Source organism: Streptomyces sp. NPDC046261 (assembly GCF_040646235.1).
GTDB lineage: Bacteria > Actinomycetota > Actinomycetes > Streptomycetales > Streptomycetaceae > Streptomyces.
In genome coordinates this window covers 25,779-39,337 of record NZ_JBEYZU010000004.1, presented here as the reverse complement: position 1 = coordinate 39,337, position 13,559 = coordinate 25,779, and the positions used below count along the sequence as shown (strand labels likewise).

Below are 13,559 nucleotides of genomic sequence, written 5' to 3'. Positions count from 1 at the left end.
TCAGAACAGCGGTTCCGGAAGGACGCCTTCGAGTGCCAGCAGGGTGCGTTTGGCCTCCAGACCGGGGCCGAAGCCGCCCAGGCCGCCGTTGCTTTCGACGACGCGGTGGCAGGGCACGACGACGGGCAGCGGGTTGCTGCCCATGGCCACGCCCACGGCACGGGCCGCACCGGGCTCGCCCACCCGGTCGGCCAGGTCCTGGTAGGCGACGAGGGTGCCGTAGGGGACGTGATCGAGGAGTTCGTGCAGGGCGCGGCGGTTGAAGCCGGCGGTCAGGGACCAGTCCAGGGGCAGCGAGAAGACGTGCAGGCGGCCGTCGAAATAGGCCCGCAGCTGCGCCGACGCCTCGGCCAGGACGTCGTGGCAGGCGGAGGGCGGGGAGGCGGGCGCGGAGCCCAGGACGCGGGCCAGGCGGTCGACGGAACGGGCGGCGAGCTCGCCGTCGGCATGGAAGACGACGTTGACCAGGCCGTCCGTGGTCGCGGCCAGCCCCAGGGGGCCCACCGGCGTGTCGATCGTCGTCCAGGCCCACGCGCGGGCGGTGGCCGGCAGGGGGCGCTCGGATTCCGTCACGCCATCCAGCGTAGAGCGTCCCCTGCCGGTGTCCCGGGGGCGGTTCAGAAGGTGGAGTCCAGGACCGAGGCCACCCCGGACAGGCCCGGGAAGCCGGACAGCTCGGAGGAGTCGTCCGACAGGAGCGACGGGTCACCGGCGTCCTCGGCCAGCGCGTCGGCGACGACGTGGGGAGCGTTGCTGATGATGCCGTCCACGCCCATACGGGCGAGCAGGACCGCCCGGTCGGCGTCGTCCACGGTCCACGCCGAGACCTCCAGACGCCGCCCGTGCGGGCCCTTGAGCGCGTGGACGGAACGCACCCAGGAGGCGGTGACGCCCTTGTGATTCGGGTTGATCTGGTCGGCGAAGGCGGCGTACGAGCGGAGCTGGGCGGGCTTCGGGGCGCCCAGGAAGCCCTTCTTGATGTCCGGACGGAGCGTGTGCAGCTTCTTCAGGGACGAGGCGTTGAAGCTCTGGACGACGAGCCTGCTCTTGACGTGCCGGCGGTCCAGCCAGCCGGCCCGCCGCAGCTCCGTCACCAGCTGCCGCTCGATGCCGGGGTACAGCTCCGGGGCCTTCACCTCCAGGAGCAGCTTCTGGCCGTTGCGGTCGACCTGCCGCAGGTAGCGGCTGAGGGTGGGCACCCGCTCGCCGGCGAAGCGGTGGCCGTACCAGCTGCCCGCGTCCAGCTTCTTGATCTCTGCCAGGGTGAAGTCCGCGATCTTCCAGGGCGCGCGCCTGGGATACCGCCGCTTGACGTCGGTCGTGCGCTCCAGGGTGGTGTCGTGCATGACGATCAGGACGCCGTCCTTGGTGCGCTGGACGTCGTTCTCCACCCACTCGACGCCCAGCCGGGCCGCTCTGTCGATCGACGCGACAGTGTTCTCCGGTGCCTGGACCGGAACCCCCCGGTGCCCGATGGCCACCGGGACGGCCCGGTCGTCGGCCGTGGCGTGCGCGGGGGTGGCGACGCCGACCGTGGAGGCGGAGGCGAGCGTGGTGAGGGACAGGCCGAGAAGTGCGCTGGTCACGGCGGAGACGGTGCGGATGCGCATAAGGGCTCCTCGCGGCGGCCGGGCCCGGGCCGGCGGCGCCCCGGGCCTCGTGTACGGAACGTCGTACGGCGTGCACGGAAAGTCGTACACGAAACTCCTACTGGCCCGCGACGGGCGGGGCACCCGCAGGCGGGACCCTTTGCCGACTTTTCGCCGGGCGTTCGCCCCGGAAAACAGGGGCGGAACGCCGGGCACGAGGCCGTTGTCAGTGGTGGGCCGTACGGTGGTCTCATGCGGCCCGTATCCAAGATCGAACGCAAGGTGGCGCCCTTCGAGGTCGTCAGCTCCTACCAGCCCAGCGGTGACCAGCCCACGGCCATCGCCGAGCTCGAGCGACGCATCCGGGCGGGGGAGAAGGACGTCGTCCTGCTCGGTGCCACCGGCACCGGAAAGTCGGCGACCACGGCGTGGATGATCGAGAAGCTCCAGCGGCCGACGCTCGTCATGGCGCCCAACAAGACGCTCGCGGCCCAGCTCGCCAACGAGTTCCGCGAGCTCCTGCCGAATAACGCCGTCGAGTACTTCGTCTCGTACTACGACTACTACCAGCCCGAGGCGTACGTCCCGCAGTCGGACACGTACATCGAGAAGGACTCCTCGATCAACGAAGAGGTCGAGCGGCTGCGCCACTCGGCGACGAACTCGCTGCTCACCCGGCGTGACGTCGTGGTGGTGGCGTCCGTGTCCTGCATCTACGGCCTGGGTACGCCGCAGGAGTACGTGGACCGCATGGTGCCGCTCAAGGTCGGCCAGGAGACCGACCGGGACGAGCTGCTGCGCCGCTTCGTGGAGATCCAGTACACGCGCAACGACATGGCCTTCACGCGGGGCACCTTCCGGGTGCGCGGCGACACCATCGAGATCTTCCCGGTCTACGAGGAGCTGGCCGTCCGCATCGAGATGTTCGGTGACGAGATCGAGGCGCTGTCCACGCTCCACCCCCTCACCGGCGAGGTCATCTCCGACGACCAGGAGCTGTACGTCTTCCCCGCCAGCCACTACATCGCCGGCGCCGAGCGCATGGAGAAGGCCATCGCGGGGATCGAGGCCGAGCTGGAGGAGACCCTCGCCCGCATGGAGAAGCAGGGCAAGCTCCTGGAGGCCCAGCGGCTGCGCATGCGGACCACCTACGACATCGAGATGATGCGTCAGGTCGGCTCCTGCTCCGGCATCGAGAACTACTCGCTGCACATGGACGACCGCGAGCCCGGCTCCCCGCCGAACACCCTCCTCGATTACTTCCCCGAGGACTTCCTCCTCGTCATCGACGAGTCGCACGTCACCGTCCCCCAGATCGGGGCCATGTACGAGGGCGACGCCTCCCGCAAGCGCACGCTCGTCGAGCACGGCTTCCGCCTGCCGTCGGCCATGGACAACCGGCCGCTGAAGTGGGAGGAGTTCACCGAGCGCATCGGCCAGACCGTCTACCTCTCCGCGACGCCCGGCAAGTACGAGCTCTCGCGCGGCGACGGCTTCGTAGAGCAGATCATCCGCCCCACCGGCCTCGTCGACCCCGAGGTCGTCGTCAAGCCGACCGAGGGCCAGATCGACGACCTGGTGCACGAGATCCGCACCCGGACCGAGCGCGACGAGCGTGTCCTGGTCACCACGCTGACCAAGAAGATGGCGGAGGACCTCACGGACTACTTCCTGGAGCTGGGCATCCAGGTGCGCTATCTGCACAGCGACGTCGACACGCTGCGCCGCGTCGAGCTGCTGCGCGAGCTGCGGGCCGGCGAGTTCGACGTTCTGGTGGGCATCAACCTGCTCCGTGAGGGCCTCGACCTCCCGGAGGTCTCCCTGGTGGCCATCCTGGACGCCGACAAGGAGGGCTTCCTGCGCTCCGGGACGTCCCTGATCCAGACCATCGGGCGCGCGGCGCGCAACGTCTCCGGCCAGGTGCACATGTACGCCGACAAGATCACTCCCGCGATGGAGAAGGCCATCGAGGAGACCAACCGCCGCCGCGAGAAGCAGATCGCGTACAACACGGAGCGGGGGATCGACCCCCAGCCGCTGCGCAAGAAGATCGGCGACATCGTCGCCACGCTCGCCCGCGAGGAGATCGACACCCAGGAACTCCTCGGTTCGGGCTACCGCCAGACCGGCAAGGACAAGGGCAAGGCCCCCGTGCCCACCGTGGCCTCCGGCGCGGGCGCCAAGGGCAAGGCCAAGGGCAAGGCGAAGGAAGCGGTTCCTACGGACCGGCCGGCCGCCGAACTGGCTCAGCTCATCGAGGAAATGACCGACCGGATGCGGGCCGCGGCCGCGGAGCTGCAGTTCGAGGTCGCCGCCCGGCTGCGCGACGAGGTCGGCGAGCTGAAGAAGGAGCTGCGGCAGATGCGGGAGGCGGGCCTGGCCTGACGGGCCGTACGGCCGGCCCGCCCGCGGGACGGGCGGGCCGGGCGGGACGAAGGGGGCGGGCGGGGCAGGGTACGGCACGTCGGGCGGGGCATGTTGCAAGACCGCCACAAACCCCCCTCGGGTGAGTACCCACTCCCCGGCAGTGCATAGGGTCGTTCATGGAGGCCGCGCGCACGCGTGGTCACGGGGACGAACGAACGAGAGAGGGACTGCGCGTGACGGTCAACTTGTCCAAGGGCCAGGGCATCAGCCTGCAGAAGGCCGACGGGGGCACCCTGACCGCGGTGCGGATGGGGCTGGGCTGGCAGGCGGCCCCTCGCCGCGGGCTGTTCGGTACGCGGACGAAGGAGATCGACCTCGACGCCTCGGCGGTGCTCTTCGCCGACAAGCAGCCGGTCGACGTCGCCTTCTTCCAGCAGCTGGTGAGCAAGGACGGCTCGGTGCGCCACACCGGCGACAACCTGGTCGGCGGCGCGGGCCAGGGCGGTGACGACGAGTCGATCCTCGTCGACCTGCAGCGCGTGCCCGTGCACGTCAACCAGATCGTCTTCACGGTGAACTCCTTCACCGGCCAGACGTTCGCCGAGGTCCGCAACGCCTTCTGCCGCCTGGTCGACGAGGGCACCGGCCAGGAGCTGGCGCGCTACACCCTGGACGGCGGCGGCCCCTACACCGCGCAGATCATGGCGAAGGTGCACCGCGTGGGCAACGGCTGGCAGATGACGGCCATCGGCACTCCGGCCAACGGCCGCACCTTCCAGGACCTGCTGGCGGAGATCCAGGCCACCCTGTAGCCGGGCCGCGCCGGCCCCGACCGGCGCGACGACGGACGGGCCCGCCGGGCCGCCCTCAAGGCGGCCCCGGGGCGCGTCCACAGCAAGTACGGACCCAAGAGCAGTACGAGCCGGGCCCGGCGGAGCGGCATCCGCCGGGCCCGTGGCACAGCGAGCCGACATGACAAGGGGGAAGCGGCGATGACGGCCGAGCTGGTGCGGGGGCAGAACCACCCGCTGTCCGGGACCCGACTGGAGATCCGGGTCTCGGCGGGCCAACCGGTGGTGGCGGGGGCGACGCTCGGCGACGCGGACGGCAGGGTCCCCGGCGCCGAGTGGGTCGCCCACCCCGCCTCGCCGCGGCTCCCGGGCCTGGAGGTGTCCCGGCAGGCCGCTGCCGAGCACCGGCTGGCTGTCGACCTGGACGCCCTCCCGGAGGCCGCCCACCGGGTCAACGTGCTGCTCGCCCTGCCGGCCGGCACGGGCACGCCGCCGCGCTTCGGCGCTATGGCGGCCCCATTCCTGGCGGTCACCGGCGTCGACGGCGCGGAGGTCGCCAGCTACACCATCACCGACCTGGACGCCGAGTCGGCGGTGGTCGCCCTGGAGCTGTACCGCCGGCAGGGCGCGTGGAAGGTGCGTGCCGTCGGCCAGGGGTACGCGGACGGCCTGGCGGCGATGCTGCACGACCAGGGGCTGCCCGGGGCGGCCCAGATGGCGGCCGGCATCGAGGAGGCCGTCGCCCAGGGCATGGCCCGGGCGGTCTCCGTGCCGCCGGCGCAGCGCTCCGCGGGCGAGAGCGCGGCCCGCCGGGCCGCCCCGGCGGACGCACGCCCGGCGGCGGACCCGGCCGCCGCGCAGGTGCCCGGGCCGGGCGACTCAGTGGCCGCCGCGTCGCAGCCGTCGGCCGGCGCGGGCCCGATCAGCTACCGGCACCCCGGCCGGCGGACCTCCACGCCTCCCGACCCGGCCCCCGTCGCCGCGCCCGCCGAGCCCGGGCAGCCGCCCAGGCCCGTCGCGGGTGATGCCACGGGCTGGACCATGGACGAGCGGCTCTACAACCAGGTCTGGGGCATGTTCGAGGACCTGGCCCGTACGACCGCCTCCTACCGCAGCACCGTCGACTTCGCGGAGTCACGCCTGGAGCAGGAGCTGGACCGGGTGCTGTCCGACCCGGCCACCCGCGTGGGCCCCGCCGCCGACGCGGTCCGCCAGGAGGCGCGGGCCCGGCAGGCGCAGCTGGTGGACCAGGCGCGGGCCGCGCTCGACCGTGACCTGACCCAGCTCGCCGCCGAGGCCGAGGTCGTCGAGCACGCCCTGCCGCCCGCCTTCGCGCGCTGGGACAGCCCCGCCTGGCAGGGCTACCAGGTGCCGCTGGAGAGGCCGATGGCGCTGCGGCTGGGGGATGTGCATCTGCCGGAGCGCAGGGACCTGCGCATCCCCATGCTGGTGCGGCTGCCGCTGGAGCGCGGGCTGTGGGTCGACGCGGGGCGCTCCCAGGGCGGTCCCGAGGCGGGTCTGCTGGATTCCTCCGAGGTGCGCAGGCTGGCGATGGACTGTGCGGTCGCCCATGCCGTGCGGCTCCTGGCCGTCCACCCCGTCGGCGACTATTCGGTGCACGTCATCGACCCCGCGGGCACGGCCGGGGCCGCGCTGGCTCCGCTGCTGGAGTACGGGGCGCTCCGTGAGCCGCCGGCGGCCGGGGCACGGGGGGTGACCGAGGTGCTGGCGCGGCTGACGCGGCGCGTGGACCTGGTGCAGATGGCGGTGCGCAGCGGTGCGCTGGACTCCCTTCCAGCGGATCTCGACACGTCCGAGCAGCTGCTGATCGTCAACGACTTCCCGCACGGCTTCGACGACCGTGCCGTCACACAGCTGCGCTACCTCGCGGACGAGGGGCCGGCCGTGGGCGTGCATCTGCTGATGGTCGCCGACCGGGAGGACGCGCGGGCCTACGGGCCGGTCCTGGACCCGTTGTGGCGCTCCCTGCTGCGGATCACGCCGGTGCCGGACGACCACCTCGCCGACCCGTGGGTGGGGCACGCGTGGACGTACGAGCCTCCGTCGGTGCCGGTGGGCAGCGATGTGGTGCGGCAGGTGCTGTGGCAGGTCGGCCAGGCCCGGAAGGCGTACGGGATCTGACGCCACGACACGCCAACTGAGCTGGGGTTTTGGGTTTTTCTTTACTGTTTCTTGGGTGTTCCTGTACTGTTCTGGGAACTGCCGTACGCCCGTACGACGTACCGGAGGAACAGTGGACGTCTCCCTGACCCTGTGGGCCCTGACCATCCTTGGTCTGTGTGCCCTCATCGCCGCCGACTTCTTCATAGGCGGCCGCAAGCCGCACGAGGTCTCCCTCAAGGAAGCCGGCATCTGGACGGTGGTCTGGGTCGCCCTGGCCGGGCTGTTCGGGCTGGGGCTCCTGGTCTTCGGCGGCGGGCAGCCGGCCGGCGAGTTCTTCGCGGGCTTCATCACCGAGAAGTCGCTGAGCGTCGACAACCTCTTCGTGTTCGTCCTGATCATGGCCAAGTTCGCGGTGCCGACGGTGTACCAGCAGCGGGTGCTCATGGTCGGCGTGCTCATCGCCCTGGTGCTGCGGGCCGTCTTCATCGGCGCCGGCGCGGCGATCATCGCCAACTTCTCCTGGGTCTTCTACCTCTTCGGCGCCTTCCTCATCTGGACGGCGTGGAAGCTCATCCAGGAGGCGCGTGCCGACGAGGAGGAAGAGGAGTTCGAGGAGAACCGCTTTCTCAAGCTGGTGGAGCGGCGCTTCCCCTCCACCGACCGGTACCACGGCACCAAGCTGTTCATCGCCGAGAACGGCAAGCGGCTGATGACCCCGATGCTGATCGTCATGCTGGCGATCGGCACCACGGACGTGCTGTTCGCGCTGGACTCCATACCGGCGATCTTCGGCCTCACCCAGGACCCGTACATCGTCTTCACCGCCAACGCCTTCGCGCTCATGGGCCTGCGGCAGCTGTACTTCCTCATAGGCGGCCTGCTGAAGAAGCTGGTCCACCTCTCGTACGGCCTGTCGGTCATCCTCGGCTTCATCGGCGTCAAGCTCGTCCTGCACGCCCTGCACGAGAACGGCGTCGGGGTCCCCGAGATCAGCATCCCGGTCTCGCTCGGTGTCATCTGCGCGGTGCTGGTCGTCACGACCGTCACCAGCCTGCGGGCCTCCGCCAAGCAGGCACGGGCCGAGGCGGCCGAGGCCGCCGTCGAGTCCGCCGGTGAGACCGAGGGCGAGCGGGAGAGCGCCCGCGTCTGACGGGCGGGCGCCCGGTCCCCTCAGGCGGGTGCCGCGTCGGGGGTCGCGCCCACCGCGACCCTGGGACGGGTCTCGGGAAGCATCAGGAAGCAGGCCAGGCTGACCAGGGCCACGCCGGTCAGATAGACCGCGACGCCCCAGGGCGGCCCGTCGCCCCGGGCCGTCGCGGTCGCGACCAGCGGGGTGACGGCACCGCCCAGCACGCCCGCCAGGTTGTAGCCGACGGCCGCTCCCGTGCAGCGCACCCTGGCGTCGTACAGCTCGGGCAGATAGGCGCCGACGACGCCGAAGGCGGTGATGAAGGCCAGCATCGCGACAACGAAGGCCAGCAGCATCAGCGCGGGCCGGCCGGTGCGCAACAGGCCGATCAGCGGGAACATCCACAGGGCGACGGCGGTGCAGCCGGCCAGGCACATCGGGCGGCGCCCGACGCGGTCGCCGATCAGGGCGACCAGGGGAGTGGCCGCGCCCGAGGCGGCGACCGACACCATGATGCAGCCGAGCATGACCGTGCGGTCGACGCCGAGCCGTTCGGTGCCGTAGGCCAGGGACCAGGTGGTGACCGTGTAGAAGACGGCATAGCCCATGGACAGGCCGCCGGCGGTGAGCAGGACGAGCCGCCAGTGGCCGCGGATGACCTCCGCGAAGGGCTGCGAGGAGCGGGTCTCGTTCGCGGTCAGTTCGCGGAAGTCCGGGGTCTCGGTGAGCTGGGTGCGCAGCAGCAGCCCCACCGCCGCCAGGACGCCCGCCGCCCAGAACGGCACGCGCCAGCCCCAGGACAGGAACTGGGCGTCGGTGAGCGCGGTCGACAAGCCCAGGGTGATGCCGTTGGCGAGCAGGAAACCCACGGTCGGGCCGACCTGGGGGAAGCTCGCCCACAGCGCACGGCGGTGCGCGGGCGCGTGCTCGGCCGTCAGCAGGACGGCGCCGCCCCACTCGCCGCCCAGCCCCAGACCTTGCAGGAAGCGCAGGACGAGCAGCAGCACGGGGGCGGCGATCCCGATGTCCTGGTAGGTGGGCACCAGGCCGACGGCGACGGTCGCGACGCCCGTCAGCAGCAGGGACGAGATGAGCACCGGACGGCGGCCGAGCCGGTCGCCGATGTGGCCGAAGAGCACGGATCCCAGCGGGCGGGCGATGAATCCGACGCCGAAGGTGCCGAAGGCGGCCAGGGTGCCGAGGAGGGGGGAGACGGTGGGGAAGAACAGCGGGCCCAGGACGAGGGCGGCCGCGGTGCCGTAGGCGAAGAAGTCGTAGAACTCGATGGCGGTGCCGGTCATGGACGCGGCTGCCAGACGGAACATGGCCGGGGAACGGTCACGATGCATGTACTGCCCAACTTCCGGGCGGGCCACAGGAAACGGGGCGCTCGGAAGTGCTGCCGGGGGCGCGCGGGGAAGGCGCCGTCCGCCTCCCGCGCGGACGGCGTGCTACCCGCCCGGCGCGACGGAAGGTGTCAATATCGCTAGGTGCTTTCCTTTTTCGGGTGGTTGTCCGCGAAACGCGGCGAGGACTTCTCGAGGGGTATGCGGCAGAACCGAGGATGGGGAGGGTTCGTCGTCTTCGAGTAAAGGACCTGCGGCATGGTGCTTACCGTCGCCGAGACAGATCTCCCCGCCCTCTATTGCCCACTGGAGTCGGCTGTCCATCGGCACGCCCGCCAGGTCGACGCGCAGGCCGTGCGGTGGATCCGGGAGAGTGGCATGTGTGCTTCCGAGCACGAAGAGTCCTGGGTGGTGGCAACGCACAGCACCGATTTCTATGCCCGTTTCGCTCCTGTCGCGGCCGACGACCGTCTGCTGGCGACGTCGCTGTGGGTGTATTGGGGTTTCGCCTTCGATGACGCACGGTGTGACAACGGGCCTCTGAGCAGGAATCCTGCCCGGTTCAACGCGTTGGCCGGTATGGTGCAGCGGGCTGCGGAGTCGCCTACCGCCTTCGATGCGGGAGAGCGGTTCATCGGACCGCTGCAGGACATCATCGGCCGTTTCCGGTCCTTCGGTACGGCTGCGCAGGTTCGTCGCTTCACCGACGCGCACCGTGCGTGGTTGTCGGGTGTCTGCTGGCAAATCGGCAACCAGGCCGCGGATCGCATGCCCGAGCTGGACGAATATCTGGCCATGAGAATCCTGGCGGCCGGCGGTGAGCCGACCTTCGCCATGCTGGAGTTGGCCACCGGGCTCGAGGTGCCGGACGCGGAATTGCGGCGGCCCGCGGTGCGGGCTCTGACGGAAATGGCCATCATGGTGGCCGCGCTGGACAACGACCGGCACTCGCTGCGCAAGGAGCTGTCCCGGGGTCATACCGATCAGAACATCTACAACGTGCTCATGCGCCATCAGCAGATGTCGCTGCCGGAGGCGGTGGAGGCGGCGACCCGCATCAGGGACCGGGTGCTGACCAGGTTCATGCGGGTGCACGACCGGATCAGGCCGCGAGCCGGCGTCGAACTGGCCGGCTATCTCCAGGGCTTGCGGTACGGAATCAGGGGCAATGCCGAGTGGGGGCTTCGCGTGCCCCGCTATTTGAGCCTGGGGCATGTCCCGGATGCCATGGACGAAGCACCACTCGAATGGGCTCAAGCGCCTGCCGACAGCCATGACACGCCCCTTCCCCTGGCGCCTGCCGTCGCCTGGTGGTGGGACGACCAGGTGCTGTGAACCCAAGGCGGCGGACGAGGCGGTCTCAGCGTGGCGCGGCCAGCAGCAGAGTCCACCACGGCCCGTTTCCGCCTGACTCACGGCCGACGCCCGCGTGGCGGAACGGGCAGGTCAGGAGGGAGGCGCGATGCGGGGCGCTGTTCATCCACGCCCGCACGGCCGCCGCCGGATCCTTCGGCCCCGCGACGAGGTTCTCACCGGCTTGGCCGGCCCTGTAGCCGGCTGCCCTCATGCGGCGGCCGGGGCCGGGACCGCCGGCCTCCGTGTGGGAGAGGGTCTGCGTACGCGCCATGTACGCGCTGTGATTCTGGGCCGCCTTGTTGAGCGCCGGGTGCGGACGCACCGCCGGGCAGTGCGCTTTCCTTCGCTCGTGGTTGACCAGCTGAATGAGGATGCTCCGATAACCGGAGTTCGACGCGGGCCGTTCCGTGGAATGCGCGTGCCCGGAAGGCGGGTGGCCGGGTCTCCATACGTGATGCTTCGGCGGTTTGTAGGACCAGGGAGCCGGTGGCGGAGTGGGGTCACCCGAGGACGGAAAAGTGCTCAGCAAGGCCAGAGTTGTCGCGGCGGCCACCATGGCGAGATGGGTCATTCACGCATTGTATGGGCGAATGGCAGCGCATTGTCGCCCAACTGGTAAGGCAGACAAGGCGATACGCGTTTGATGTGCTGTGCCGATTGCATTGCCTCCTTCGAGGGAAGCGGTCGGGATTCCCGGTCCGCCCGTCCCCGGCAGGCGCATATGGTGGGCGGTGTTCCTGATCCTTTTCCGATCCAGGGAGTTGGCAATGTCGTTCCTTCGTCGCGCTGCGATCGTTGTTCTCGTGGCGGCCGGATTGGCCACGGGAGGCGGTGCCGCATCGGTGTCCGCCGCGCCGTCGTCATCATCCGCGGTGAGTGTCAGAGATCCGGGCGATCACGATGGGCGACCGATTCATTTCGGCCCGTTCGATATCCCCCGCAACGCCAATGTCAGTGGTGGCTTCCAGTGGGAGACGTCCAACGGCGGGGGCTGGGACTGAGCGGCGGATCCACCTGAGCGGACAGCATGGCGCGTGGGGTACGGACAAGGCCGTACCCCACGCACTGTTGCCCGGCGCCGGTCCTCAGCGCTTGAGTGTGGCGGCGCTGGCCACGAGGACGCCGACGACGCACAGCAGGACCAGTACGGCGTCACGGACGAAAAGGCCGGTGATGCCCTCGTGCGTGGCGGCCTCGGCGGCCGCCTGCACCGCGTAGGTCATGGGCATCATCTGTGCCAGAGCATCGAGGACACCGTGCATCTCGTCCCTGGGCACGAACAGTCCGCAGACCAGGAACTGCGGCAGGACGCCGGCGGGGAGGAACTGTACGGCCTGGAATTCGTTGCGCGCGAAGGCGCTGACGAGCAGCCCGAGGGCCAGGCCGAGCAGAGCTCCGAGTATGGCGATGACCATGAGCAGATACGCGGGCCCCTTGATGTCCAGCCCCAGCGGGCCGATCGCCAGCACGGTGGACAGCACCGCCTGGAGCAGTGCCAGGAACCCGAAGGCCAGGCTGTATCCCAGGATGATGTCGAGGCGTTGAACCGGCAGGGTGAGCAAGCGCTCGGCGGTGCCCGAGGTCCGTTCCCGCAGCGTGGACACCGAGGCGACCAGATACATCACGACGACCGGGAAAACCCCGAAGACCCGGGTGCCCACGCGCTCGAAGGTCTCGTCGGCGTCATGGAACATGAGCTTGAGCAGCACCATGAGCATGCACGGGATAACCAGCATGAGCGCGACGCTGCCCCGGTCCCGGGATAACTGCTGGAGCACCCGGCGGGCGGTGGCCGCGGTGATGCTCGGGGAAAAGGGCAGCGAACGGCCCCGCAGCGGGGGCAGGGCGGAATGATCCGGGGTCACCGGTCTGTGTCCGAGGCGAAGTAAGGAGTGCGGGGATGAGGCAGGACATCGGCGATCGCCGGAATGTGCTCATCGGCCGGCCGCGGCCGGGCTTCGGCCTTCGCCGCCGAGGTCACCACATATTTGAACGCCTCCTCGACGCTGATGCAGCCGGTGTGCAACAGCAGGTCCTCACGTCCCGCCGCGGCGATGAGCCGGCCCTCGCGCATCAACAGCAGCCGGTCACAGCGATCCGCCTCGTCCATGACGTGGCTGGAGACCAGCAAGGTCGTTCCCTCCTCTGCCAGCCGCCTGAAGACGGTCCAGAGCTCCGAGCGCACCAGGGGATCGAGTCCTACGGTCGGTTCGTCCATCACCAGCAATTCAGGAGTGCCCAGCAGGGCCACGGCCAGTGAGACCCGGGAGTACTGCCCGCCCGACAGGCGGGCGACGGGTTTGTCGGCGTATGCGGCGAGGTCCACTTCCTTCACCACGCGGACCACGGCGTTCTGGCGCCGCCACCCCCGTATGCCCAAGGCGGCGGAGAAGTATTTCAGATTCTCCAGAACCGTCAGATCCGCGTAGACGGACGGTGCTTGAGTCACATAGCCGACCCTGCTGCTGAGTACCGGAGAACCGGCGGGGAATCCCAGGACCTGGACATGACCGGCCGTACTGGCCTGAATTCCCATGATGGACCGCAGCAATGTGGTCTTGCCGCAGCCGCTGGGCCCGAGAAGCCCGACGATGGCACCCCGTGGCACCGTGAAGCTGATGTCCTGGAGCAGGGCGCGCTTTCCGCGCATGACGTGCAAGCCGTACACGCTGACGGCCGGGGGGCCGGACACATCCCCCCTCTCATGTGAATATCGTTCGGATTCGCGATCCACGATTCTCACCAGTTGACGACTCGGTGGGGGCGGCGGCGCGATGCCGCGACTCCCTGAACAGGAACGTACTGGCAATGCCGTTGGTTACGGAAATCGAGTCGCCGTGTGGAAGTGCGTCCCCTT

General features: G+C 70.0%; 12 protein-coding genes. 6 read left to right on the top strand and 6 right to left on the bottom strand.

Annotated features, from left to right (window positions below; all coding sequences use genetic code 11):
- The gene (locus ABZ956_RS09595) at window positions 1–573 is read right to left on the bottom strand and encodes a methylated-DNA--[protein]-cysteine S-methyltransferase (RefSeq protein ID WP_361889515.1); all 573 of its coding nucleotides are present in this window, start codon (window positions 571–573) and stop codon (window positions 1–3) included.
- Between the two features lie 44 nt (window positions 574–617).
- Window positions 618–1,610 (bottom strand): glycerophosphodiester phosphodiesterase family protein, encoded by a 993-nt coding sequence (locus ABZ956_RS09590; protein ID WP_361889512.1) that lies wholly within the window; start codon window positions 1,608–1,610, stop codon window positions 618–620.
- A gap of 231 nt (window positions 1,611–1,841) precedes the next feature.
- Between ABZ956_RS09590 and uvrB the strand changes: the two genes are divergently transcribed.
- The 4 genes from uvrB (at window position 1,842) to ABZ956_RS09570 (ending at window position 8,021) form a co-directional block, all read left to right on the top strand.
- The gene (gene uvrB, locus ABZ956_RS09585) at window positions 1,842–3,974 is read left to right on the top strand and encodes an excinuclease ABC subunit UvrB (protein ID WP_361889509.1); all 2,133 of its coding nucleotides are present in this window, start codon (window positions 1,842–1,844) and stop codon (window positions 3,972–3,974) included.
- A 215-nt stretch (window positions 3,975–4,189) separates the two neighbouring features.
- Window positions 4,190–4,768, top strand: a complete 579-nt coding sequence (locus ABZ956_RS09580; protein WP_361889506.1) for a TerD family protein — start codon at window positions 4,190–4,192, stop codon at window positions 4,766–4,768.
- 180 nt (window positions 4,769–4,948) lie between these two features.
- On the top strand, window positions 4,949–6,889 hold the full coding sequence (locus ABZ956_RS09575; protein ID WP_361889503.1) for a TerD family protein: 1,941 nt from the start codon (window positions 4,949–4,951) through the stop codon (window positions 6,887–6,889).
- Between the two features lie 112 nt (window positions 6,890–7,001).
- Window positions 7,002–8,021, top strand: a complete 1,020-nt coding sequence (locus ABZ956_RS09570; protein WP_361889500.1) for a TerC family protein — start codon at window positions 7,002–7,004, stop codon at window positions 8,019–8,021.
- A 20-nt stretch (window positions 8,022–8,041) separates the two neighbouring features.
- Here the strand turns inward: ABZ956_RS09570 and ABZ956_RS09565 are convergent, their stop codons facing one another.
- Window positions 8,042–9,325 carry an MFS transporter gene (locus ABZ956_RS09565; RefSeq protein WP_361889497.1) on the bottom strand — a complete coding sequence of 428 codons (1,284 nt, stop codon included), beginning with the start codon at window positions 9,323–9,325 and terminating at the stop codon, window positions 8,042–8,044.
- 279 nt (window positions 9,326–9,604) lie between these two features.
- Here ABZ956_RS09565 and ABZ956_RS09560 point away from each other — a divergent pair, with 279 nt between their 5' ends.
- Window positions 9,605–10,681: a hypothetical protein gene (locus tag ABZ956_RS09560; protein ID WP_361889494.1), complete on the top strand. Its 1,077-nt coding sequence runs from the start codon at window positions 9,605–9,607 to the stop codon at window positions 10,679–10,681.
- Window positions 10,682–10,706: 25 nt separating this feature from the next.
- Here ABZ956_RS09560 and ABZ956_RS09555 read toward each other — a convergent pair whose 3' ends face one another.
- Window positions 10,707–11,273 carry a CAP domain-containing protein gene (locus tag ABZ956_RS09555; protein ID WP_361889491.1) on the bottom strand — a complete coding sequence of 189 codons (567 nt, stop codon included), beginning with the start codon at window positions 11,271–11,273 and terminating at the stop codon, window positions 10,707–10,709.
- Window positions 11,274–11,433: 160 nt separating this feature from the next.
- On the opposite strand from ABZ956_RS09555, the gene ABZ956_RS09550 reads away from it, so the two are divergent.
- Window positions 11,434–11,703 carry a hypothetical protein gene (locus tag ABZ956_RS09550; RefSeq protein WP_361889488.1) on the top strand — a complete coding sequence of 90 codons (270 nt, stop codon included), beginning with the start codon at window positions 11,434–11,436 and terminating at the stop codon, window positions 11,701–11,703.
- 84 nt (window positions 11,704–11,787) lie between these two features.
- Here ABZ956_RS09550 and ABZ956_RS09545 read toward each other — a convergent pair whose 3' ends face one another.
- Together ABZ956_RS09545 and ABZ956_RS09540 are read right to left on the bottom strand one after the other, a co-directional pair.
- Complete coding sequence (locus tag ABZ956_RS09545) at window positions 11,788–12,480, bottom strand: ABC transporter permease (protein ID WP_361890466.1); 693 nt, start codon at window positions 12,478–12,480, stop codon at window positions 11,788–11,790.
- An 83-nt stretch (window positions 12,481–12,563) separates the two neighbouring features.
- Window positions 12,564–13,352 carry an ABC transporter ATP-binding protein gene (locus ABZ956_RS09540; RefSeq protein WP_361890464.1) on the bottom strand — a complete coding sequence of 263 codons (789 nt, stop codon included), beginning with the start codon at window positions 13,350–13,352 and terminating at the stop codon, window positions 12,564–12,566.
- Window positions 13,353–13,559: the final 207 nt, after the last annotated feature.